Source organism: Haloglycomyces albus DSM 45210 (assembly GCF_000527155.1).
In the GTDB taxonomy this organism is placed as follows: Bacteria; Actinomycetota; Actinomycetes; order Mycobacteriales; family Micromonosporaceae; genus Haloglycomyces; species Haloglycomyces albus.
The window spans coordinates 1,140,756-1,163,193 of the sequence record NZ_AZUQ01000001.1; the positions used below are offsets into that span (position 1 = coordinate 1,140,756).

Genomic DNA, 22,438 nt, shown 5'->3' on the forward strand with positions numbered 1-22,438 from the left:
TCTTCCGGTATGGATATAAGCCAAAGTTTCCAGAACCTATTGGATGACGTCATCACGTTTATCCCGCGTGCCCTGGCTTTCCTGGTCATTCTGATCGTCGGCTGGTTCATTGCCCGCTGGATTGGAAAACTGGTCGGCAAAGGGCTCGCCAAGCTCAAACTCGACGTGGCGGCCAATAAATCCGGCCTGCGTCGTTTCACCGGAAATTACGAGGTATCGCAGCTGTTGGGAATGCTGGTTTACTTCGCACTTTTCCTGGTAGTCCTGCAACTGTCGTTCGGCGTCTTTGGACCGAATCCGGTATCGACCCTGCTGAACGACCTGGTCGCCTGGCTGCCCATGCTGTTCGTGGCAATCATCATCACGGTGGTGGCCTTCGCCATCGCCAAGGCCGTCCACGAACTCATCGCCGGAACCCTGAGCCACACCAGCTACGGACAGACCGTCGCCCGTGTGGTGCAGGCCGTCATCATCGTCGTGGGTGTCTTCGCCGCACTGGGTCAGGCGGGCATCGCCACCACCGTCACCACGCCTTTGTTGTGGACCGCTCTGGCCATCGTTGCCGGGGTCAGCATCGTCGGTATCGGCGGTGGACTCATCCAGCCGATGAAGCAGCGTTGGGAAACGGTGCTGCGCACCGCCGAGCACACGGTGCGCAACGAGGGTGGCGCGAGTGGAGCGTCCTCCAGCACCGAGCAAATGGGGCGCGGCTACGAATCGACCCGCTACAGCAGCGGCACCAATGTGCAAAGCGAGTCCACACGCGCCGAGGAGTCGACACCTCCCGAATCGCGTTCGTAGCACTCGGACCGTCACAACGATAATTCACCTTCCACCGAGGGGGCCGGCAGCGACCGGCCTCCTCTTTTGTCGCCGTGACGCCCCCGTTTTCCACCTTTTCGGGGACATTCCGCGTGTCTGCCCCTCTTAGCGGCCCTCAATGTTCTACTTTGACTCTCATCGGACATGTTTCCCCCGCCGATTCACATTTCGGATGACATTTCCACGCCATCGACAGAAAAGAGCCATTCATGCATTCGACCTTGGACACCGACACGGCGACTCCGGCACCCGCGACCGACGACCTTCCGCCCGTCTACGGAACCGACGAATGGAACGAACTGGACGAGCACGTGCCGTCCCAATATCACAGTCTTCTGGTCCTCAACCCCGCCGAACAGCTGGTCGAGCTGGGCGGCCTCATACGCGAGGGCGCGCGCCCGGCCAACACCTCCGCTCCGCACCAGGTGGGAGTCGAAACGCGATCCGAGCTCATCACCATGTTGGTGTGACGGATTCGGAAGCGCCGGCCCGACAGTGCGCTAGGAATTCGTCACCGACGGACTGCTAGTGTCGTTGAGTGGACGGATTTGACTCATTCGACGGTGACCCGCCGGAAGACCAGCCGGTTCTCGCACCCATGCATCCCGCCTGGGTCCGCTGGCTTCCTTGCAGCATCGAATTGTTCCGGGTAGTGCCACATTTGGATCCATTCCCCATTTCCTGGTGGGACACGGTCCAGTCCCTCGACGACGTGGAAAAGCAAAACGACCCCACCGAACTGTGGTCACAACCCGTCTGGTGCGATCCCGGCGACATCGAGGAATGGATTTCCACCAGTCAGCGCGACTTCGCACACCTCAATCCCACTATCGTCGAACAACAGGTCCGCGACGCCTACGACCATTCGATGGAACAGCGTTCCGAACGTATCCGCAGACTGAGCGATATGTGCGCCCGGATGGAGGTCCCCGTCCCGCACACTCGCCGCGACCTGCTGGAATTTCTCATCGTCATCGGACTGTACCGACGAGTGGAGGGCCCGGAAGGGGAATCCTGGGTGATTCCCCAGCTGTATCTCAACCCACTCGACATCTTGGCGCTGACCGGAATTGAAGCCATGGACGAAAGCGTCGAACAGCGCGCCGACTACCAGGAACTGACCGTCATCGCCCTCCGCAAACTGGGCCACATCGAATTCGAACAAGACGACAACGGCGAGTTTCAACTCCCGAACGAATCCGAGCAGATCACCACCTCCATCGACGACGTCTCCGCACACGCCGAGGTTCCCGAACCCGTCGTCCGGGGCGCGCTGCTGGAGTTGGCCGAAGGCGGTCGCATCAAGACCGACGTCGACCTCTACCGCATCCCGTTCCCCACCGAATTCGACCTCACCGTCTCCTCCGACCTGCTCCTCGACTACCCGAACGACTGGTTGGCACCGCCGGAACACCGCTAGCCTCTAGACGCCCGACGACGTCACAAGAATTGTTCATTTTGCGTTTACTTCAATGATCGTTACCGGCCACCTACAGCGGTTGCAATGAACCTGGAACGGCAGGAGATTCATTCGAAGTTTGGAGTCGCACGTGAACACCTCATCGGCCACGGGCCACAGGGTGATGCAACAGCCCACCACCGCCGCACCGGCCACCTCCCCGGTCAGCACACACACCATCGCGGAACTGGCGAACGTCGGCGTCCACTACGGCGATGTACACGCCGTGCGCGGAGTCGACATCCCCATCGCACAAAACCGCATCACCGCCATGATCGGCCCGTCCGGTTGCGGTAAATCCACCGTCCTGCGCGCCATCAACCGCATGAACGACCTCATTCCCGGAGCCCGGGTCACCGGTACGGTCACTTTCGACGGTCAAGACATCTACGGACCCAACGTCGACCCCATCGCGGTACGCCGCCACATCGGAATGGTGTTCCAGAAGGCCAACCCCTTCCCGAAATCCATCTTCGACAACGTGGCCTACGGACTGCGGGTCAACAAAATGACCGACAATCTCAACGAACGCGTCGAGAAGGCCCTGCGCGGCGCGGCCCTGTGGGACGAGGTAAAAGACAACCTCAAAAAGAGCGCCCTGGCTCTGTCCGGGGGACAACAGCAGCGACTCTGCATCGCCCGCGCCATCGCGGTCGAGCCCGAGGTTCTCCTCATGGACGAACCCTGCTCCGCGCTCGACCCCATCGCCACGGCCAAAATCGAAGAGCTCATGAACGAACTGGTCAATGACTACACCATCGTCATCGTCACCCACAACATGCAGCAGGCCGCCCGCGTGTCCAACTCCACCGCCTTCTTCAGCGCCGAAATCGACGACGCCAACCAGCGCTTCGGCCACCTCGTGGAATTCAGCGAGACCAATAAACTCTTCTCCAACCCGTCCGACCCCCGCACCGCCGACTACATCTCCGGCCGCTTCGGCTAACGACCACGTCGACTCCAAACACTGAGGGCCCGCGTCACTCCTCCCGACGCGGGCCCTCAGTGCGTTCTCAGAAAACATCCGGCATGACCAGCACACGTTCGCTGGTGTAATCCTCAATCGCACTGCGTACGCCTTCACGCCCCACCCCGGAATTCTTCATTCCGCCGTACGGCATCTGATCGGCGCGGAACGACGGCACGTCCCCGACGATCACCCCGCCGACCTCCAGATCCCGATGCGCTCGCATGGCGGTGGCGATGTTGTCGGTAAACACCCCGGCCTGCAGACCGAACTTGGAATCGTTGACCGCCGCCAGACCTTCAGTCAGGTTCGCAACCTCTTCCAGGATCAACACCGGTCCGAAAACCTCGTCACCCACCACCCTCGTTTCACGTGGAACATGGGTCAACACCGTGGGAGCCAGCTCCGCACCTGCCGGCTCATCTCCACCGATGAGGCACTCGGCACCCGCGGCGATCGCCTCCTGAACCCATTCGTGCACCCGATGCGCCGAACGCACGTCGATCAAGGGACCGACCTGGGTCGTGGGGTCGAACGGGTCACCGGTACGCAACGCCTTGACGGCGGTGACGAGTTTCTTCTTGACCTCTTCGAAGATCGGGGACTCCACGAACACTCGCTGAACCGAAATGCACGACTGTCCGGCCTGGTAGTTGCCGAAGGTCGCAATGCGTTCCACCGCCCAGTCGAGTTGGGAGTAGTCGGCGCACACCAATGCGGCCGCATTCCCGCCCAGCTCCAACGTCACGTGCTTGTCGGGTACGGCGTGTTGAATTTCGTGCCCGACGGGTACCGAACCGGTGAACGAGACCAATGGGAGTCGTGCGTCCGCGACCATACGTTTGGTCAGTTCCACCGAAGCGGGCAACACCGAAAAGGCCTCATGGGGCAGCTTCGTCTCGGAGAAAAACGACGCCAATTGCAGGGCCGCCAGTGGAGTGGACGGGGCCGGCTTGACGACGATGGGGCAGCCGGCCGCCAATGCCGGGGCGACCTTGTGGGCGACCAGATTGAGGGGAAAGTTGAACGGGGTGATTCCCAGGACCGGGCCACGGGGGAAACGCCGGGTATACGCGAGTCGCCCCAGGCCTGAGGCGTCGGTATCCAGACGTTGCACTTCCCCGGACATACGACGGACCTCTTCCGCCGCCCAGCGAAACGTGGACGCCGCTCGCGCAACTTCGATGCGAGACCACAGAATCGGTTTCCCCGATTCGGCACTGATCAGTTCAGCAAGCGTTTCGGCCTCTTCCTCAATGCGTCGACGCATGTACTCGAGCGCCGCGGCACGATCGTAAGCCGAGGTCGCGGCGAATTCCGGGGCGATCGAGTGGGCGGCACGTATCGCCGTTTCCACCTGCCCTTGGGTAGCCCAGGAGGTCGCTCCCACCGGAGCGTCGTTCCACGGATGGGTTACCAGGAACTCGTCCTCACCGTGCTGCGGACGACCTCCCACCCAAATTGGCGAGACTGGACGTTGACGTAGAGACATAGTCTTCACTGTACGGCTTCAATGTTTTGCGTCGCACGGTTATAGACGGGCGAAACCGGGGTACCGCTCGCCTCTTTCCAATACGGCGAGAAATCGGGCGATTCAGACGAAACGCCTCGTTCAGGGGGATGTCGCGCTTGCTCTTTCGGTGGTCACCACCTCGACGAACCCTCCCTACACGATGTGGCGCGGGCAAGGCATCATAGAAAGCATGAGTGAACAACAAGCAGGAGCGGGCTACCCCCAGCAGCCCGCACAATCGGGATACCCCGGTCAGCCCTATTCCGCCCCGCAGCAGGCTGGATACCCGACGCAGCAAGCGCCGTATCCGTACCAGGCTCAGGGGCCAAACGCCTTCGACAAGCTGGGTGTACCCATGCTGCCGGCCATTTTGGCTCTCTCAGCATTCGGTGCTCTCATTCTGACCGGTCTGTTGGCCGGAACCAGCGACGACATCTCCACGCCGTACGGATTCCTCGGTACCGGCATCGGCGGCGTACTGTCGGGATCGCTCTTCACCCTGATCATTCTGGTCGGACTGGCTCTCTTCACGCCGAAGAAGTACCTTCGTCTGTGGCAGTTCCTCTCGGTCGCGATCGCGGCGCTGTTCTTGGGCCGCTTCCTCTTCAACCTGATCACGGACAAGCCGGAAATGGACGCCTCGTTCTACCTGAGCGCCTTCCTGCTTCTGATTTCCTACGGCCTCCTGGCCACCGCTGCCATCCTCGTTCCCAGCGATGAGCAGAAGGCCAATGCCGCTCCCGGCGTTCCGCAGGGTGGCATGCAGCAGGCTCAGGCCGCACAGCAGCAGATGGGTCAGCCGATGCAGCAGCAACAGCAGCAGTGGCAGCAACAGCAACCGCCGCAGCAGTAACGGCGACGGTTCGCTTGTTGGACGAGTAAGTCCGGAATGGCTCGCCGTGCTGGACGGGTAGACCGGAAAAACTCGCCGTGTTAGACGGCGGAAACCGGAAAAACTCGCCGTGTTAGACGGCGGAAACCGGAAAAACTCGCCGTGTTAGACGGCTCGAGCCTTCCGGAATTTCTGAATAGGGTGCGTTTCGGACAGGCCGTCGTCGGCCTGTCCGAATGCTTGCGCGGAGTGGGGCACCGCCAGCGGACAGCGATTCCACGGTCCACTCTGGCAAAGCGCAGGTAAAATCTGCTTAAAAAAGGTGGTTGGAGTGCCTACTCCAACCACCTGAAATTCTTTGGTGAATCATTATTGCATTATCGGTTGAGCCGGTCAGTGCAGTTCCGCAAAGTCACGAGGCGAACAGTCCGCCGATATGAACCGTCTACATTCGCATCCGTTGGTCCATCTCGTAACCCGCGTACCCAACCGTTACCGTTCGAGCGCGCGACACACCGGAATAATAGAGGTGTACCCGTACACGGATACCGTCGGCGCGAGTAATCGGGTCGCTGCGCAACCTTAGGCTTCCACAGGCGTGCGGATGTCAACTTTTACGAACGCAGAGTGGTCAGTCTGGTGAACTTAAAGATTTCCGCCCTGGCGGGAGCCATTCTTCTTCACGGAGATCGTCGTCTTCTTCTACGTTGTACCGCTCGGCGTAGATGGCATACGGGTCTTCTTCCCGCTGCTCATCGTCCTGCTTACCGCGACCACTGAGTTCACGCTCGAGTGCGCGCAGATCAGTGTTCGGTGAGTGGTACTTCAGCTTACGGGCAACTTTTGTCTGCTTAGCCTTAGCTCGGCCGCGCCCCATCTGGCTCGACCCCCTCGCACAGAAATCATCGGGAAAGCCTTTCGGCTTCCCGGAACGCTTGCAATCTCTTCGTGGGTCCTACGGTACATGCTACTAGCGCTTGCATGCATCCCACCCCGGCGCTTTCGTTACCGAAATCCCGCCCCAGTGGGACATATTATGCAATACCTCACTTAAGGGCGGGAGCTCTTTTTCATTTCAACATTATGAGAGCCGGATCCGACGCAATCGCGCGATCGAGTCCATGCGTTCTTCGGCAAGCGTGTCAGCAGCGGCGACGGTTGTGGTTCCATCGCTTTCGGCGCGTTGCAAAACAGACGCGAGAGTAGTTCCAATGGCTTCGGTACGACGCTTGGCGCGATCAAAGTTGAACGCACCATAGTACTCGTCCGCGACCTGAATCACTCCGCCCGCATTGACCAGGTAGTCCGGGCAGTACAGCACTCCCGCTTCCCTGAGGTTGTGGGCGATTCCGAGGTCGTCGAGTTGGTTGTTGGCCGCGCCGCAGACGATATCGGCCTTGAGGTTCGATACGCTCTGCGCATTGATCACTCCCCCTAGGGCACACGGCGCATAGATGTGCAAACCCTGGTTCATGAGCATCTCATTGTCATGCACCCAATTCACATGGGGCACATTGTCCTTCACCCACTTGTGGGCCGCCGGATTGACGTCTGTGGCATAGATGTCGGCGCCTGCTTCACTCAGGTGACCGATCAAGTGTTTACCGACCTTACCGACCCCGGCGACTCCGACCTGCTTGCCGTAAAGATCGTCCGTACCGAATCGGTGCCGGGCCGCCGCTCGCATGGAGGTGAATACCCCGAGCGCGGTCAGAATCGACGAGTCCCCTGCTCCACCCGAATCGGGGCTGCGCCCGGTAACGTATTCGCTTTCCCGCGCCACAATGTCCATGTCCTGTACATACGTTCCGACGTCGCAGGCGGTGATATAACGGCCGTGCAGGCTCTGCACGAAGCGACCATAGGCACGCAGAAGCGCCTCCGACTTGATTTCGGTCGGGTCGCCCCAGATAACGGCCTTTCCACCACCGAGGTCGAGGCCGGCAAGAGCGTTCTTATACGACATGCCTTCCGACAGGCGCAGCACATCGTCCAAGGCCTCTTCTTCCGAGGCGTAATTGTGAAACCGGGTTCCGCCGAGTCCGGGGCCGAGTGCGGTGGAGTGAACGGCGATGATGGCACGCAGGCCGGATTCCGGATCGTGGCAGAAGACGACCTGTTCATGCGCCCGTCCGCTTTCGCGGGGGTCGAATATTCCCATGATATTGAGCTCCATTGCTGTACTGGGTTTGGTTTGACCAGTTGTTGTATCGCTTTCCCCGATGAGATATCGGACGGGTCAAGACCCGCTCGACATGATCTCATCGGCGATCGTCTCTGTGGTGGGAGACGGGTGAGACACGCGGTTGTGTCGTGGCATGACCTGTCAAAACAAACGGCGATGGCCTTCGGTTCGCCCCGAATTTCCTCACCGATTCCTTCTATTGGTCACACTCTTAAGTCTAAGCTCATTCGATTTTAAAGTTGCTGGTTGTCCCGGCACTTAGGAGATCCCGTCAAAACCGTTGCCTCCTCGGTTGTCCGAATTGGCGCAATGTGGCAGCATTAAGCCGTGTTTACTCCTGTCGCAGGTTATTTCCGAGTCTATGAACCTGTCAGCGCCTTTTCCGATTCGGATTTTTGGCGGCAATACGTGGAAGACGGCCGTGGCGTACCAGTCTGGGACGGGCCGACCATGATTCGCGAAATGCTGTATTCGCGGGTGGGGTGGCCCTGGCGGGAAGTACCGGATTTCCCTCGAGAGGCGTACCTCCTCCCCGGCGACGAACCTCTGATCTGCCCCTGGAACCTGACCTACCGCACCGCCCATATGGCGGTCGAACTGTCGTCCATGCTTCCGGGGACCTTGGGAGAGCGTCTGTTCCCTCCGGAATTCATCTCCTCCGCCTCCGATGTGGTCACTTCCGACGTCCACATCGACCGGCACGACACTCCCAGTGATTCACATGAGCGAATCTCGATATGGACGGTCCCGATTCGCTGGCTGTCGGCGATGCGCGGAACGGACAAGAAATACTCCACTTCTCACCGAACACGCCATTTGCTCTACCGAGCACCGATTCGCGATGTCCGTGCCCGCCTCCACATCGCGATGTCCATCGCCAATGAACACGATTGGATCGATGAAGACCTTGCTGGCGCGATCGACTCCACCCTGACCTGGTTGCGCGGATTCGACGACGCGTCAAAGGTCGAATTGGACTTCGGCGGGTTGACGACTCTCTGGACCGACCGACAACTGGCAGAGGACGACTCGGTGGACCTGACCTGGAAGGCTCTCGAAGAGGCCAACGACGGAAACACCTCGGGGGCCGAAAAACATCTGGAACGCCTCAACGCCCGCTTCCGTGAAATTCGCGCCAAGGAACGTCTGAACTAATACCTCTTCCGACCTCCCCTAACGGCACGAACGGAGGGCCGCCTCTCCTACTAGTAGGAAGGGCGGTTGACCGTTAGGAGGATAAAAACAACCATTTGCCCTATGTCGGACAAGCCAGACATCACAGACACTAGAGAGGAAATTTCGATTCAGTCATCGAGCGGGTACAGAGGAGATCAACGTGACGATGCAAGCATCCGCGTCCAATGACAACCAAACCCTGCTATTGCCCTCCGAAGTCGCAGCTCTCTTCCGAGTCGACCCCAAAACCGTCACTCGATGGGCCAACTCCGGGCGAATCTCCGCCATCCGCACCCTAGGCGGACATCGGCGATTCCTCGAAAGCGAAATCATGGAAATCCTCGATGGTGAGCGCGCCATGAAAATTCCTGTTCAACGGTGACCGCTCAGCTTGCCCCAGGCACTCCACCTTTGCGCTGCGGGGGATTCTCACGACCTGAAGGTCGCGACGAATCCTCCTCGCGCAAATCTGAAGCACCTGGAACAACCTGAGCTCTTCTCCAGCTCTACCGCCGCTGCACACGCGCTTCGCGCGTTGTTAGCGGCTCGCCAGTTGGCTCGTCCCTAGGGATGGAGTGATGGCAGCGCTCTTTTAGGAGCACAGGTAGCTCTACCGCCACTGCACTCCGCGCCTGCGGCGCGTCGTTAGCGGCTCGCCGGTTGGTTTATTCGTAGGAATAGTCTGGCGGTTGAGTTTGTCGTGGCGACGCAGGCATTTCTGCCTCAACGGTGCGTTTCGCGGTTCGAACTGGGGCTCTTGGGTTCGTCGTGGTGTGAGCTCGCAGGCCACTGCATTACATCCCCCGAAATTCCGATCAATGTGGGTCGCACCGATCCTTCGGTGTGGCCCACATTTATAGGTCCGGAATTGGACGTCATTTTAGATAATCGAGGGCTTCGACGAAAGCTCCACATTCTTCAGCCAGAATTTCCTTCGCCTCTTGACCGGTCAGATCCATTTCAATGGCCTTCAACGCCCCCGCCGCCTCGCCGGCGATCATGGCGTCGCACTGATCCCCGGCCAGATCACGTGCTCTCACCAGCAAACCTTTCGCCGTGTCCGCCTCCCCGCGCATCAAAGCACGTCTCCCCATGCGGGTGAGCAGTCGCGACAGATCGCTCACCAGGTACAGATCTTCGGCATGCTGCAGGGCCATACGGTCCAGACGTTCAGCCTCCGTCAACGCGTCCCGATCGTCGTGAACGCGGCTAAGAATATCGAGTGCCTGCAACGTCCCCCACATATCGCCACAGCCGGAAAAGCCGCGATGCGCCGCATCGGCGAACTTCACCGCGTCATCGAGAACGGAATCGCGCCACGCCGCGAGAGCATATTCGATGTTCCATGCCGCCGAGATCCACTCGTTCTGAACGGACATCGCATCTTCGAGCGAATGTGACGGTTCGTGGAATTGCCAACGTCCGGTCGCGGTTCGGGTGAGCGTGCGGTACCAATGCGCCATATCGACCCGGTCCGCCGAGCGATCATCGTCCGCAATGTCGGAGTGAAAAGGAGTGGACCGCTCGACGTCGCCGTGGTGTTCGTCCAGACGTAGCGACAAGGCTTCGTGCCACAGGCGTACCGCGGTCGCGTGGGCCGCGGATTCAAGATCCGCCTCGATCATATGGCGTGCATATCCATGTGCTTCGGTAATCCGTCCGGTGAGAACCCAGAACCACATCATCTCGAGAGCTGTACTGGCGGCCGTAGCGACATCGGTTACCAGCAGACGTTCCAACACCAGCCTGATGTTGGCGGATTCGTCCCGCAGCGACCGCAGCGCCGTTTCCTGGTGGCGACCTCGCAAGTCCGGGGCGACAGTGAGTACGTACGCCACGAAATAATCGTTGACGGCCTTCACCGCACGGTGTGATGCCTCGGTGTCGTCCTGTTCACGAAGCACAAAGGCACGGATCGTCTGCAAAAGCCGGTAACGGGGACCATGAGTTCCCTGGACGACGTATACCAACGACTGTTCCACCAGCCGGGTCAAGTCCTCATCCAGGTCGATGTCCAGGTCCTCGCACACCTCTTCCAGCGCCGCCAGTGTCATACCGTCGGCGGTGGAGGCCAAGCGTCCCAAGACCGTTCGTTGCGAGGACGTGGTCAAATCCCAGCTCCACGAGATCACGGCGTCCAAGGTCCTCTGCCGTGACGGGCGATCGTTCGAACGCGAACGCAGCAACCGGAAGCGGTCGTCCATGCGTCGCACCAGTTCGGACAGTCCGAGCACCCGTACTCGAGCGGCGGCGAGCTCGAGAGCCAATGGCAATCCATCCAGATGTTCGGCCACTCGAGTCAATTGCGACACGGTTTCCGGAGTGGGGCTGAGTTCGACACCGGTGGCCCGGATGCGATCGGCCAGAAGACGGAGAGCCGGGTAATGTCCCAGCTCCACCCCGCCCACAAGTTCGTCGGAGTTGGGGAAGTCGAGTGGATCGACCACCACGACCTGTTCCGCCTGCAAGCCGAGAACGTCCCGACTCGTGGCGACAATGGCGACTTCACCGGCAATTCCCAGAATTTCGTGTACCGCCGCGGTGACGGCGTCGCGGGCTTGCTCGCAGTTGTCCAGCACCAATAGTGAGCGCTTGGTGAGGAGAGCGCTCAGCAACCGATCACGTAGATTCGGCGGATTGTCGAGTGGCGATCCACCGGAGGCGGCGTCATCACGCACGCCCAGGTGTTCGGCCATCACTTCGTAGACCTGCGAGGCGTCAGTACCTCGAACCGTGGACAGGTCGATGAATTGAATTCCATCGTGGAAATCCGCCGATACCTCCCGAACCAGCTCCACCGCCGTCCTGGTTTTACCGACGCCGCCGGGACCGGTAAGGGTAACCAGACGGTGGCGTCGCAAGAACTTCCGGGCCCTCGAAAGCATCGCCTCACGCCCAACGAGGTCGGTGAGCGGCTCGGGAACCGTGGACACGCTCGCGGGTTGTTGCGATGTCGACGGCGCGGCGGGCAGGTTCTGTCGCAATATGTCCTGTTGCGCCTGTACCAGGTCGGGCCCCGGGTCCAGCCCAAGTTCGTCGCGTAGTCGTTCGCCGACCTCACTGAACACGTCGAGAGCTTCGGATTGACGACCCGCCTGATAGAGACTACGCATCAACAAGGCGTGCAGTCCCTCTCGCAGGGGATGCCGTTGTGCCAGCGCGGTCAGTTCGGCGACGACCGAGCTGCCTTGTCCGTTCTCCACCCGCAGTGAGGCGCGTCTTTCGCGGGCGGAGAGATGCTTTTCCTCCAGGTCCGCGGCCGCGGCGAGCGCGAATCGTTCGTGGCGGAACTCTCCGAAGGGATCGCCCCGCCACAGACTGAGTGCGGTGGACAGGAACTCCTGTTGGGTTCGGCTGTCAGGGGCGGTATCGACGGTGCGCAGGCTGTGTTCGAAGAGGTGTGTGTCGATTTTTTTCGGATCGACGTTCAGGCGGTATCCGTAGTCCTGCCAGGTAATGAGATCGGCGGCGTTCTCCCCCGCATTGCGAAAGGCCTGGCGCAGTTGCGAGACCTTTGACCGCAGGGCCGATTCCACTTTGGCGGGTACCGCGTCTCCCCAGAGTGCGTCGGCGAGTCGGTCGGCCGACACCACTGCGTTGGGGTGGATGAGCAATACGGTGAGCAGGCAGCGAACCTTGGTTCCGGGGATGTCGACGGGTCGGTCGTGTTGATCGGTTACTTCAAGGGAGCCAAGCACACCAAATCGCATAACACAAGGATACTTACGGTTTCCCAAAAGCGCATCCCACTACTTTTATATCGACTTTTACCTGCTGTTTCGTCCGGGTTACGGCTGATTCCCGGTGACCGTAATCCGATCGGAAGGATTCCGTAAGCGCCTCCTCCCATGATGGGCACATCGCAACAAACGAGGAGGAAAAATGAGCGACAACCTGAACCTGGCGATCATCATCGGCTCCACCCGCGACGGCCGTTTCGGCCCCTCCATCACCGAATGGTTCCGCGAGCAGGCGGAGCAGAACGACCGGTTCAATATCGACGTCATCGACCTGGTCGACTGCGAATTGCCGGACCAGTTGGTCGACAGCGAAGAGAACATTCCACGGGCGGTTTTGAACCTCTCCGAGCGTTTGGAGCGCGCCGACGCCTTCGTCATGGTCACTCCCGAATACAACCGGTCCTTCCCGGCCCCCCTGAAGACCGCCATCGACTGGTTCCACAGCGAATGGGCGGCCAAGCCGGTCAGCTTCGTCTCCTACGGAGGTATCTCCGGTGGTCTTCGCGGAGTCGAGCAGCTGCGTTTGGTCTTGGCCGAACTGCATGCCACGACGATTCGCGACACCGTCTGCTTCCCCAACTTCTGGGATTCCTTCGACGAATCGGGGACGTTGACCGACCCGGAGGGCCCCAACAAGGCCGCCCAGCACGTACTCAACAACCTGGCCTGGTGGGCGCAGGCACTCTCTCGGCAGCGTGCCGTCGAACCCTACGGGCAGTAAACCTCTCTCCGGAGTGGCCGCGTTTCCGACACCCGTCGCGGTCGCTCCTTTGATCTCCCAACCACTTCAACCGACTTAGGATCTCCCATGCAAGGCTCTCAGAAGACATCACTGACCAAGAACCAACGGGTTCTCTTGACACTATTGTGCGGCGCGGCGTTTCTCATCGTGCTGGACACCGCCACCGTCGTTACCGCTCTCCCTTCCATTCAGAGCGATCTCGGTTTCAGCGCCGGAGGGGTGCAATGGGTGGTCACCGGCTACTCATTGACCTTCGGAGGGCTGATGATGCTATGTGGTCGTCTCGCCGATCGATTCGGCGGGCGACGGATGTTTCTCATTGGGATGACGGCCTTCATCGTCACCTCCTGGTTCTGCGGTTTCGCGTGGTCCAGTGAAGTACTGGTCGTGTCCCGCTTCGCTCAGGGCGCCGCGGCGGCACTCACCATGCCGGCGGCATTGTCGGTGATCATGGCCAACTTCCCTGAAGGCGGACAGCGTAATAAAGCCCTCGGGGTCTGGTCCACCGTTGGCGGGTTGGGCGGTATCTCGGGGGCCGTCGTCGGCGGTCCCTTGACTGACGGCCCTGGCTGGTCCTGGATTTTCTACATGAACATACCTCTCGCTCTCCTTGTGGTGGTCCTGTCGTTTCGGTTCTTGGCGGCCGATCGAGGTAAGGCCGGTGGAGGCTCCTTCGATTTGAGTGGCGCGGCCACCATCACCTCCTCCCTCTTCCTACTGGTGTGGGCCATGTCGAATGTTCCCGAAAGCGGATGGCTGCACCCGACTACGTTGGGCATGCTCGGGGGATCGATCGTTCTGTTCGCCCTTTTCCTCGCCGTGGAAAAGCGCGCGGCCTACCCGCTGGTTCCCCTGCGACTTTTTCGTAACGGGACTTTGAGCGGTGGAAACGTCGCTCTGTTCCTGGCGGGCATGCTGCAGGGAACCTGGTTCATCGTCACGCTGATGGCACAAGGAGTCCACGGGTTCTCCGCCACTCAGTTCGGCCTGATCATGGTGGTTCCCGCTGGAGCGTCGATAGTGGGGGCCATGCTCGGCCAGAAGGTCACCACCGCCTTCGGCACTAAGCGAGTGGTGATAGTGTCCACGCTTCTCACCGCCCTGGCGGTGATCCCGTTGCTCAGTGTTACCGCCGATGAATTCAACCTGTGGATCGTGTTGTCGGGAGCCGTGGTCATGGGCTTGGTCTTCGGGGTTGCGATGGTGTCGACATCGATCGCCGCCCTGACCGGTGTCGACGAGGCAGACAACGGCATCGCCTCCGGCATTGAGGAAAGCACCTTCATGATCGGATCCCCGGTGGGAATCGCCATCGCGGCTTCGGTGGCCGCCTGGGTGACGACCACGATCGCCCCGGCCTCGGCAACGCAAGGGGAAGCCTTGATCCAAGGGCATCGCACCGCCCTCGTCGTCTTGGTGGCCATCGGTCTGCTCGCTCCGTTGCTGTCCTGGATTCTCATGCGACGCGATACGAGCTCGTCGTCCGGTGAATCGGGACCGTCAGAACCAAAGGAAACCACTCTGGTGGGGCCGTCAGGGGAGTGACGGTCGGTTGGAGGGCCGCCGGACGGGTAGATGAGTACCCGTCCGGCGGCCGTTTTTCGCGTCTATCGTCGGGGCTCCGACGGTCGCGGACGAACATCTTGGCTTTTCCCGTGCCATTGGGTACGATCTAGGCCGATTTTGTGGACACTTGTAACGTGATGCGAATGCGGTCCTTGTCGATTTCAACGTTGGTCAGCGCGATAGTGCTTCTTTTCGCGTTGGGCGTCCCCCTGTTCAATAAGGCCATTAATCCGTCGCAGGACGTCGCCGGGGAGAGTTTCGAGCTGGGGCGGGTCGAATTCACCGCCCCGGAAACGGCTCTTCTGCGTCCGGGGCTTTTTCGCCCCGAGGCCGGTCAGATCGAACTGACCGTGGGGAGGGCGACGGTCAACGTCAATGCTGCGGGTCCATATCACTACGATGCGGAATACCTGGCCGGGGAGGTGACTCGCCTGCTGGAAGCGCGTCCCGGGGTCAATATCACCGAAGCACGTGAATGTGTTGCCGCCAATGACGTCCAAGGCGCGGGCAGCAATTTCGTCATCGAGGACGGCACGGGGTTCATCTGCGCCTTCGTGGAAGACAACGTTCGATTCGAAGTCTCCGTTTCAGGCGATACACTCGACACTGCCACGGTCGTCCACATTGAAGAACTCATGGGCACACTCTCGGTGAAAGGCAGCTAGTTGAAAGTCGATGTCACGTCTCCAGCACAATGGACATTGGCATTCCTGGTGACGGCCTCGAGTATTCTTCTCACCTATTCGCTGCTGCCCAGCGCGTTGGCCTATCCCGTGGCCGGTGGAACCGCCATCGGCCTGTTCTCTCTCTTCGCGGTACCACTGTGGATTTTCTACCGCAAGATCCACAGTCGCGTCACCGTTCCCCCGTCCGCACTGGTACTCGGTCTGATATGGGGCGCTACGGTATCGGTCATGGCCAGTCTGTACGGTTCCGGCGCGGTTCGCGGCCTCCTGGCCGGCTCGGTCAATTCCGCCTGGGCCGAGCGATGGGTACCGGTCTTGGGCGCTCCGGTCGTCGAAGAGTCCGTAAAAGCCGCCGGAGTGATTTTGGTGGCCACCATCGCCTATCCCCGTTTTCGCAGTGTCCTGGACGGATTGCTGCTCGGCGCGTTCTGCGGAGCGGGGTTCCAGATCATCGAAGGCTTTGCCTATGCGATGTCAACGGTGGTGCTGCATCGCGCGGGGGACGACGTCGCACCCGTGATTTCGGTGTTCATCGTGCGGGGAATCCTCGCGGGTCTGTGGTCGCACGCGGTCTACACCGCCATTGTCGGGGCGGGGATAGCCTACGCTCTGCTCCACCAGAACGCGCGAGGGGCGCTGCTCGCGTGGGGCGCGTGGTTGTTCGCGGTCCTGTGCCACGCCTTGTGGAATTCTCCCTTCCTGCGCGATGGCGCCGGTTTGGGAGTGTGGGGCACTCTGAGCGGGGTCATCCTGAAAGGACTCCCCGCCGTCGTCGTGGTGGTCTGGCTGGCGCGGTGGCTGTTGCGCTGCACCGACCACGCCACAGCCACCGCGCGATAGGCGATTACTCGCCGCCGGGGCGTTGAATCTCCACGAATTCAAGGAGGTCCTGACGCGTCACGATACCGACCGGTTTCCCTTCGGCCAGCACCATCAGGGCGTCGTGATCGTGGAACACCTGTACCGCGTGAGCCACGGAATCGCCCGCACCGATGGTTTCCAAGGGCCCGCCGATGAGTTTCTCCACCGGATCGTGCAGCGTCGCCTCACCGCGGAACAGCTGATCCATCAAGTCCCGTTCGGCTACCGCTCCCGCTACTTCGCCACTGGTCACCGGAGGTTCCGCTTGCAGCACCGGCAACTGGCTGACGGAGTATTCGCGCATGATGTCGATGGCTTCGCGGATCGTGTCGGTCGGGTGTAGGTGAACCAGTTGAGGCAGGTCAAGGCGTTTGCGTTCGAGCACGTTCGCAACGGTCATATCGGCGCTGCCCGCGCTCATAAAGCCGTACGCGGTCATCCATTCGTCGGCGAATATCTTGGACAGGTAGCCTCGACCCCCGTCGGGCAGAAGCACGACGATGACGTCGTCCGGCTCGGCCCGACGCGCGACGTTCAAAGCACCCACCACGGCCATTCCGGCCGATCCGCCGACGAGAAGCCCCTCCTCACGTGCGAGCCGACGGGTCATCTCGAAGGCCTCCGCATCGGTGACCTCTTCGATCTCGTCCGGCAAGGTCCGGTCGTAATTGTCCGGCCAGAAGTCCTCTCCGACCCCTTCTACAAGGTATGGGCGACCGCCTCCGCCGGAGTAAACCGATCCTTCCGGGTCGGCCCCGACGACGCGGACCCGATCATGGGATTTCTCTTTGAGGTACTTACCGGTACCGCTGATGGTTCCGCCGGTTCCGATTCCGGCGACGAAATGCGTCAAGCCTCCCTCGGTCTGCTCCCACAGCTCCGGTCCCGTCGAGTAATAGTGGCTTTCCGGGTTGAAGGGGTTCGAGTACTGGTCTGGTTTCCAGGCCCCTTCGATTTCGGTGACGAGACGATCGGATACCTGGTAATACGATCGTGGGTCCTCAGGAGCGACCGCTGTGGGACATACGACCACCTCGGCGCCGTAGGCGGCCAGCACATTGCGCTTGTCGGCCGACACCTTATCCGGGCACACGAATACACAGCGATATCCGCGCTGCTGGGCCACCATCGCCAAACCGACACCGGTGTTACCGCTGGTCGGTTCCACGATCGTCCCACCTGGACGGAGTTTCCCCTCCTTCTCGGCGGCATTGATCATGGCCACGGCAATGCGATCCTTCACTGAACCGCCGGGGTTGAGGTATTCCACTTTCGCCAGCACGGTAGCGTCGATACCCTCGGTAACCGAGTTCAACTTGACAAGTGGGGTGTGACCAATAAGGTCAAGGACAGACTCAACGTATTGCATACCTTCAGATTAGAGGGCCGATCCGCCGAGGTCGCGTAGGCGTCGTAAGCCGCCACGTGTCGTACGTCGAAACCCACCGTATGCTGGAAGACAGCGGCAACGACGCCCCGAGCCGTCTAGCACGGCGAGTTTTTCCGGTTTTCTCCGTCTAGCACGGCGAGTTTTTCCGGTTTTCTCCGTCTAGCACGGCGAGTTTTTCCGGTTTTACTCGTCCAGCACGGCGAGTCTTTCCGGATTCCGCCGTCGACACGGCGAATCTTTCCGGATCGCAGCACTCGCGGCGGCATGTTCATCCGGAGACTGCCGGTAGCCGAATCGACTACTCGACGATCCGAGCTCTCTCAACCATCCAGTGAGGACCATTTACTTATGAGCGAATCGACTAACGCCCGCGCCGATATCGGCGTCATCGGTATGGCCGTCATGGGCTCCAACCTGGCGCGCAACTTCGCACACCACGGCTTTACCGTCGCCGTTTATAACCGCAGCCCACAACGCACCCGCGACATGATCGCCGAGCACGGTTCGGAGGGGGACTTCGTTCCCGCCGAGACCTTGGAGGAGTTCGTGGGTTCCCTGAAGCGTCCGCGTAAAGCGATGTTGATGGTGAAGGCCGGCCGAGGCACCGACGCGGTCATCGAAGAACTCAAGCCGCTACTCGAGCCCGGCGATATGATCATCGACGGTGGAAACGCACACTTCAGCGACACCATGGAGCGGGAAGCCGCCCTGCGCGAACACGATATTCACTTCGTGGGAACCGGTGTATCGGGTGGTGAAGAGGGCGCTCTCAAGGGGCCTTCCATCATGCCGGGCGGTTCAGTGGAGTCTTATGAGAGCCTGGGTCCGATTCTGGAAGCGGTGGCCGCCAAAGCACCCGACGGCACGCCCTGCTGCGCCCATCTCGGCCCGGACGGAGCCGGTCACTTCGTCAAGATGGTCCACAATGGCATTGAGTACTCCGACATGCAGCTCATTGGTGAAGCCTACGACCTCATGCGGCGTGGTGCCGGGATGGAACCGACCGAGCTGGCCGACATCTTCTCAGAGTGGAACCAGGGCGAGCTCGACTCCTACCTGATCGAAATCACGTCGGAAGTACTCGGTCACACCGACCCCGTCACGAAGCAACCGTTCATCGACATCGTCGTCGACCAGGCGGGGCAGAAGGGAACCGGACGGTGGACCGTCCAGTCGGCCCTCGACCTCGGGGTGCCGGTGACCGGTATCGCGGAGGCCACCTTCGCCCGTGCCCTGTCCAGCGGCGTCCCGCAACGCGAAGGCCTCAAAGGCCTGCTCGACGGGCCCAATACCCAGACGGTCGACACCCCGAAGGAATTCGTCGAAGACATCCGTCAGGCTCTCTACGCCTCCAAGATCGTCGCCTACGCCCAAGGGTTCGACCAGATCCGGGCCGCCGGTAAGGAATACGGCTGGGACATCGACCTAGGGCTTCCCGCGGCACTGTGGCGTGCCGGTTGCATCATCCGCGCCAAGTTCCTCGACGACATCACCGCCGTCTGGAAGGCAGATCCGAATCTTCCGAGTCTGCTGGCCGCGCCACGGTTCGCCGACATCGTCAACCAGGCCTCCGAGTCGTGGCGTCGCGTGGTGGCCTTCGCCGTGACCGCCGGAATCCCGGTTCCCGGTTTCTCCGCCGCCTTGGCGTACTTCGACGGTCTACGTTCCAACCGCTTGCCTGCCGCACTCGTGCAGGGGCAGCGGGACTTCTTCGGAGCGCACACCTATCGGCGGGTCGACGCCGAGGGCGTCTTCCACACCGACTGGTCCGGAGACCGCAGTGAGATCAAAATGGACTAACTGAGCTTCGTGAGTGCGGGGCGCGACTGCTCGTGTCCCGCCACTCCGGTCGGTCGTCAGGCCGCGACGGCGTTGGCCACGATGATGTCGTCCACATCCAGCGAGGAACTGGTCGGGAAACCGATGTGGCTGTGCGGCACCCCTGCGGCCACGAGGTGCGAGCCCAGGGCCGCGACCATCGCGCCGTTGTCGGTGCACAGCCGGATCTTGGGATACCGCAGTCGAATCCCGGCCGCCTCGGTCCGGTCGTGTAGGAGGTCGCGCAGGCGCGAGTTCGCCGCCACGCCCCCGCCGAGCAGGACGGTGTCGATATCCATGTCCTGGGCGGCCATGACGGCTTTCTGGGTCAGCACGTCGCACACGGCCTCCTGGAAGGACGCCGCGATGTCGTTGACCGGCACTTCCTGACCGGAAGCCTGGTGGGACTCCACCCAGCGGGCCACGGCGGTCTTCAGTCCGGAGAAGGAGAAGTCATAGCGGTGTTTGCGCATGTCTTTGGCGTTGGTCAGTCCGCGCGGGAAGGCGACCTTCGACGGATCACCCTGGCGCGCGGCCTTATCGATAGCCGGTCCACCCGGGTAGGACAGTCCTAGGAGCCGGGCCACCTTGTCGAAGGCCTCACCGGCGGCGTCGTCGAGTGTTTCGCCGACATAGGAACTGTTCAGGGCGAGGTCGTCGACCCGAATGATATTGGAATGTCCGCCCGAGACCAGAAGGCCAAGAGCCGATCCCTCCAGGGGACCGTTTTCGACCGTGTCGACCGCGATGTGGGAACTGAGGTGATTCACCCCGTACACCGGTACCCCCGTCGCCGCCGACAGGGCCTTCGCCGCTCCGACTCCCACCATCAGGGCTCCCGCCAAGCCCGGACCGGCGGTGACGGCGATTCCGTCGAGTTCGTTCAGGCTCACGTCCGCCGATTCCAAAGCACGACGCACGGTCGGAATCATCGCTTCCAGATGGGCACGTGAGGCCACCTCCGGCACCACACCGCCGTAACGGGCGTGTTCGTCGACCGAGCTGGCCACTTCGTCGGCGAGCAGCTCGTGGCCACGCACAATTCCGACCCCGGTCTCATCGCATGAGCTTTCGATGCCCATAATCAGCGGCCCACTCATTGTGCCTCCTCCAAATCCAAGCGCATAACGGCGGCGTCCTGTCCGGTCGCCTGATAGTAGTTCTTTCGTATGCCCACGCCTTCGAAACCGTAGGCGGCGTATAGCTTCTGAGCCGGTAGATTGTCGGTGGCGACTTCCAGAAGCACCGCTTCCCTCCCGTCGGCCCGGGCGGTCCGCAGCATGTCTTCCAGCAGAAGGCGACCTACTCCACCGCGCCGAACCTCGGGGCTCACGGCGATGTTGTTCACCCAGGCCTCTTCGCCGCCTTCATACATGGCGAGCCCGGCATAACCGACGATGTTTCCATCGGACACGGCGATACGGTAACGGAAACCGCACGCCAGTTCCGACCACAGCATGGGAGCGGTCCACGCGTCGGCACCGAAGATCTCGTTTTCCATCGCCACGATGTGGGGGATGTGCCACCAACGCAATCGTGCCAGGTGCGCCATTACTTCTTTTGCTCCGACAGAAGCTTGGCGTCGGGGCGCCGCAAATACAGCGGGGTCATCTCGTCGGAGGGGGCGCGGTCGAGAATGCGACGTCGGGCCACGGCCGCCAAGGTGGCGAGCGAGGGATAACGCGGTTCGTCGGCGACGTCCTGACGCAACCGGTCGGCGTACAACAACGCACCTTCGCCCACCGCACGATCGGCTTTCAGCTCGGGGAGGGCCGATGCCTTCCCCACCTGGGGATCCGCGACCCGAACTCCATTGTCGTATTCGGCCCAGTAGATTTCCTTGCGCCGTGCGTCGGCCGCCACCAGTGTGCGCCCACTCGTCTCCGCGCCGATTCCGTCCAGGGAGCAGACCCCATACACGGGAACGTCCAGCGCGAAGGCCGTCGCCGCCGCGGTCACCATACCGACGCGCAGCCCGGTGAACGGCCCCGGACCGATTCCGGCGACGACCGCGTCCAGGTCACGGGGTCCGATCCCCGCTTCCTCCTGCGCCTGCTGAATCATGGGAGTGAGGTTCTCCACGTGGCCGTGTTTGTCCACCAGGCGGCGATGCGCTCGTACCGCGACGTTCGACGTTTGATCGTCGTCGGCCGAGACATCGACGATGGCAGCCTGAACGGCACTGGTAGAGGTGTCCACGACGAGAGTCAGCATAAGGCTCCTACAGGTTCCACGATTTCTTTCAGGCGCTCGTTCCAGTCTCCCCCACGGGCGATAAGGCCGATCTCACGGCTATCGTCACTGTTACGTCGCAACGTCACTTCGAGGTGCGTCTCACCGAGGCGTTCGGCCAGACCGGCACCCCATTCCACCACCGTCACCGAGCGTTCGACATCGGTGTCGAGGTCCAGGTCGTCGAGTTCATCGAGACCTCCCAGGCGATAGGCGTCCACGTGAATCAGGGGAAGCCGGCGACGTCCCGGCCGGTGACTGCGAGCGATGATGAACGTGGGGCTGGTGATCCGCCCGGAGACGTCCAGACCTTCACCGATCCCCTGGGTCAGGGCGGTCTTTCCCGCTCCCAACGGCCCGGTGAGTATCACCAGGTCGCCCGCGCGCAGTACCTCGGCGAGGCGTGTGCCGAATTCGTGCGTGTCCTCAGCCGTCCTCATGGTCAGCTT

20 protein-coding genes and 1 pseudogene are annotated in these 22,438 nt (G+C 61.3%); 12 read left to right on the forward strand and 9 right to left on the reverse strand.

Features of this window, described 5'->3' with window-relative positions:
• Window positions 1–9 precede the first annotated feature (9 nt).
• The 4 genes from HALAL_RS16600 (at window position 10) to pstB (ending at window position 3,227) form a co-directional block, all read left to right on the forward strand.
• The gene (locus HALAL_RS16600; protein ID WP_025273015.1) at window positions 10–801 is read left to right on the forward strand and encodes a mechanosensitive ion channel family protein; all 792 of its coding nucleotides are present in this window, start codon (window positions 10–12) and stop codon (window positions 799–801) included.
• 230 nt (window positions 802–1,031) lie between these two features.
• A complete protein-coding gene (locus tag HALAL_RS0105355; RefSeq protein ID WP_025273016.1) occupies window positions 1,032–1,292 on the forward strand; it encodes a hypothetical protein in 261 nt (86 codons plus the stop codon).
• Between the two features lie 68 nt (window positions 1,293–1,360).
• On the forward strand, window positions 1,361–2,242 hold the full coding sequence (locus HALAL_RS0105360; RefSeq protein WP_025273017.1) for a DUF6042 family protein: 882 nt from the start codon (window positions 1,361–1,363) through the stop codon (window positions 2,240–2,242).
• A gap of 163 nt (window positions 2,243–2,405) precedes the next feature.
• A complete protein-coding gene (gene pstB, locus HALAL_RS0105365; protein ID WP_051463048.1) occupies window positions 2,406–3,227 on the forward strand; it encodes a phosphate ABC transporter ATP-binding protein PstB in 822 nt (273 codons plus the stop codon).
• 67 nt (window positions 3,228–3,294) lie between these two features.
• Here pstB and HALAL_RS0105370 read toward each other — a convergent pair whose 3' ends face one another.
• On the reverse strand, window positions 3,295–4,740 hold the full coding sequence (locus HALAL_RS0105370) for an aldehyde dehydrogenase family protein (RefSeq protein ID WP_035534378.1): 1,446 nt from the start codon (window positions 4,738–4,740) through the stop codon (window positions 3,295–3,297).
• Window positions 4,741–4,951: 211 nt separating this feature from the next.
• Here HALAL_RS0105370 and HALAL_RS17400 point away from each other — a divergent pair, with 211 nt between their 5' ends.
• Window positions 4,952–5,614, forward strand: coding sequence for a single stranded DNA-binding domain-containing protein (locus tag HALAL_RS17400; RefSeq protein ID WP_156937616.1), 663 nt, complete (start codon window positions 4,952–4,954; stop codon window positions 5,612–5,614).
• A 610-nt stretch (window positions 5,615–6,224) separates the two neighbouring features.
• Here the strand turns inward: HALAL_RS17400 and HALAL_RS0105380 are convergent.
• Together HALAL_RS0105380 and HALAL_RS0105385 are read right to left on the reverse strand one after the other, a co-directional pair.
• Window positions 6,225–6,470 (reverse strand): DUF3073 domain-containing protein, encoded by a 246-nt coding sequence (locus HALAL_RS0105380; protein WP_025273021.1) that lies wholly within the window; start codon window positions 6,468–6,470, stop codon window positions 6,225–6,227.
• A gap of 204 nt (window positions 6,471–6,674) precedes the next feature.
• Window positions 6,675–7,754, reverse strand: a complete 1,080-nt coding sequence (locus tag HALAL_RS0105385; protein ID WP_025273022.1) for a Glu/Leu/Phe/Val dehydrogenase dimerization domain-containing protein — start codon at window positions 7,752–7,754, stop codon at window positions 6,675–6,677.
• Window positions 7,755–8,105: 351 nt separating this feature from the next.
• On the opposite strand from HALAL_RS0105385, the gene HALAL_RS0105390 reads away from it, so the two are divergent.
• Window positions 8,106–8,933 (forward strand): DUF8083 family protein, encoded by an 828-nt coding sequence (locus HALAL_RS0105390; protein WP_025273023.1) that lies wholly within the window; start codon window positions 8,106–8,108, stop codon window positions 8,931–8,933.
• Between the two features lie 187 nt (window positions 8,934–9,120).
• Window positions 9,121–9,336 carry a BldC family transcriptional regulator gene (locus HALAL_RS0105395; RefSeq protein ID WP_025273024.1) on the forward strand — a complete coding sequence of 72 codons (216 nt, stop codon included), beginning with the start codon at window positions 9,121–9,123 and terminating at the stop codon, window positions 9,334–9,336.
• A 493-nt stretch (window positions 9,337–9,829) separates the two neighbouring features.
• Here HALAL_RS0105395 and HALAL_RS0105400 read toward each other — a convergent pair whose 3' ends face one another.
• Window positions 9,830–12,664, reverse strand: coding sequence for an AfsR/SARP family transcriptional regulator (locus tag HALAL_RS0105400; RefSeq protein ID WP_035534380.1), 2,835 nt, complete (start codon window positions 12,662–12,664; stop codon window positions 9,830–9,832).
• A gap of 172 nt (window positions 12,665–12,836) precedes the next feature.
• Between HALAL_RS0105400 and HALAL_RS0105405 the strand changes: the two genes are divergently transcribed.
• From HALAL_RS0105405 to HALAL_RS0105420, 4 genes are all read left to right on the forward strand, one after another.
• Entirely contained in the window at window positions 12,837–13,415 is a 579-nt protein-coding gene (locus HALAL_RS0105405; protein WP_025273026.1) for an NADPH-dependent FMN reductase, read from the forward strand.
• An 87-nt stretch (window positions 13,416–13,502) separates the two neighbouring features.
• On the forward strand, window positions 13,503–14,981 hold the full coding sequence (locus HALAL_RS0105410) for an MFS transporter (protein ID WP_025273027.1): 1,479 nt from the start codon (window positions 13,503–13,505) through the stop codon (window positions 14,979–14,981).
• A gap of 164 nt (window positions 14,982–15,145) precedes the next feature.
• Window positions 15,146–15,667: a hypothetical protein gene (locus HALAL_RS0105415; RefSeq protein WP_035534382.1), complete on the forward strand. Its 522-nt coding sequence runs from the start codon at window positions 15,146–15,148 to the stop codon at window positions 15,665–15,667.
• Window positions 15,668–15,715: 48 nt separating this feature from the next.
• Window positions 15,716–16,528: a PrsW family intramembrane metalloprotease gene (locus tag HALAL_RS0105420; protein ID WP_025273029.1), complete on the forward strand. Its 813-nt coding sequence runs from the start codon at window positions 15,716–15,718 to the stop codon at window positions 16,526–16,528.
• Between the two features lie 4 nt (window positions 16,529–16,532).
• Here the strand turns inward: HALAL_RS0105420 and HALAL_RS0105425 are convergent, their stop codons facing one another.
• A complete protein-coding gene (locus HALAL_RS0105425; protein ID WP_025273030.1) occupies window positions 16,533–17,918 on the reverse strand; it encodes a cystathionine beta-synthase in 1,386 nt (461 codons plus the stop codon).
• 369 nt (window positions 17,919–18,287) lie between these two features.
• On the opposite strand from HALAL_RS0105425, the gene gndA reads away from it, so the two are divergent.
• The gene (gene gndA / locus HALAL_RS0105430) at window positions 18,288–19,739 is read left to right on the forward strand and encodes an NADP-dependent phosphogluconate dehydrogenase (protein WP_025273031.1); all 1,452 of its coding nucleotides are present in this window, start codon (window positions 18,288–18,290) and stop codon (window positions 19,737–19,739) included.
• Between the two features lie 56 nt (window positions 19,740–19,795).
• On the opposite strand, the gene tsaD is transcribed toward gndA, so the two are convergent.
• The 4 genes and pseudogenes from tsaD to tsaE form a co-directional block, all read right to left on the reverse strand.
• A complete protein-coding gene (gene tsaD / locus HALAL_RS0105435) occupies window positions 19,796–20,857 on the reverse strand; it encodes a tRNA (adenosine(37)-N6)-threonylcarbamoyltransferase complex transferase subunit TsaD (RefSeq protein ID WP_025273032.1) in 1,062 nt (353 codons plus the stop codon).
• Window positions 20,854–21,324 (reverse strand): annotated as a pseudogene (rimI, locus tag HALAL_RS0105440) (ribosomal protein S18-alanine N-acetyltransferase); the annotation flags it as partial. The gene tsaD and the pseudogene rimI, both read right to left, overlap by 4 nt.
• Window positions 21,309–21,971, reverse strand: a complete 663-nt coding sequence (tsaB, locus tag HALAL_RS0105445; protein ID WP_025273034.1) for a tRNA (adenosine(37)-N6)-threonylcarbamoyltransferase complex dimerization subunit type 1 TsaB — start codon at window positions 21,969–21,971, stop codon at window positions 21,309–21,311. The gene tsaB and the pseudogene rimI, both read right to left, overlap by 16 nt.
• Window positions 21,965–22,429 (reverse strand): tRNA (adenosine(37)-N6)-threonylcarbamoyltransferase complex ATPase subunit type 1 TsaE, encoded by a 465-nt coding sequence (tsaE, locus tag HALAL_RS0105450; protein WP_029767442.1) that lies wholly within the window; start codon window positions 22,427–22,429, stop codon window positions 21,965–21,967. The genes tsaB and tsaE overlap by 7 nt, the downstream gene beginning before the upstream one ends.
• Window positions 22,430–22,438 lie beyond the last annotated feature (9 nt).

Bases quoted from the DNA above. Each gene is read 5' to 3' on its own strand.
- HALAL_RS16600 (WP_025273015.1), top strand. From the start codon at position 10: ATGGATATAAGCCAAAGTTTCCAGAACCTATTGGATGACGTCATCACG.
- HALAL_RS0105355 (WP_025273016.1), top strand. From the start codon at position 1,032: ATGCATTCGACCTTGGACACCGACACGGCGACTCCGGCACCCGCGACC.
- pstB (WP_051463048.1), top strand. From the start codon at position 2,406: ATGCAACAGCCCACCACCGCCGCACCGGCCACCTCCCCGGTCAGCACA.
- HALAL_RS0105370 (WP_035534378.1), bottom strand. From the start codon at position 4,740: ATGTCTCTACGTCAACGTCCAGTCTCGCCAATTTGGGTGGGAGGTCGT.
- HALAL_RS17400 (WP_156937616.1), top strand. From the start codon at position 4,952: ATGAGTGAACAACAAGCAGGAGCGGGCTACCCCCAGCAGCCCGCACAA.
- HALAL_RS0105380 (WP_025273021.1), bottom strand. From the start codon at position 6,470: ATGGGGCGCGGCCGAGCTAAGGCTAAGCAGACAAAAGTTGCCCGTAAG.
- HALAL_RS0105385 (WP_025273022.1), bottom strand. From the start codon at position 7,754: ATGGGAATATTCGACCCCCGCGAAAGCGGACGGGCGCATGAACAGGTC.
- HALAL_RS0105395 (WP_025273024.1), top strand. From the start codon at position 9,121: ATGCAAGCATCCGCGTCCAATGACAACCAAACCCTGCTATTGCCCTCC.
- HALAL_RS0105400 (WP_035534380.1), bottom strand. From the start codon at position 12,664: ATGCGATTTGGTGTGCTTGGCTCCCTTGAAGTAACCGATCAACACGAC.
- HALAL_RS0105405 (WP_025273026.1), top strand. From the start codon at position 12,837: ATGAGCGACAACCTGAACCTGGCGATCATCATCGGCTCCACCCGCGAC.
- HALAL_RS0105410 (WP_025273027.1), top strand. From the start codon at position 13,503: ATGCAAGGCTCTCAGAAGACATCACTGACCAAGAACCAACGGGTTCTC.
- HALAL_RS0105415 (WP_035534382.1), top strand. From the start codon at position 15,146: ATGCGGTCCTTGTCGATTTCAACGTTGGTCAGCGCGATAGTGCTTCTT.
- HALAL_RS0105425 (WP_025273030.1), bottom strand. From the start codon at position 17,918: ATGCAATACGTTGAGTCTGTCCTTGACCTTATTGGTCACACCCCACTT.
- gndA (WP_025273031.1), top strand. From the start codon at position 18,288: ATGAGCGAATCGACTAACGCCCGCGCCGATATCGGCGTCATCGGTATG.
- tsaD (WP_025273032.1), bottom strand. From the start codon at position 20,857: ATGAGTGGGCCGCTGATTATGGGCATCGAAAGCTCATGCGATGAGACC.
- tsaB (WP_025273034.1), bottom strand. From the start codon at position 21,971: ATGCTGACTCTCGTCGTGGACACCTCTACCAGTGCCGTTCAGGCTGCC.
- tsaE (WP_029767442.1), bottom strand. From the start codon at position 22,429: ATGAGGACGGCTGAGGACACGCACGAATTCGGCACACGCCTCGCCGAG.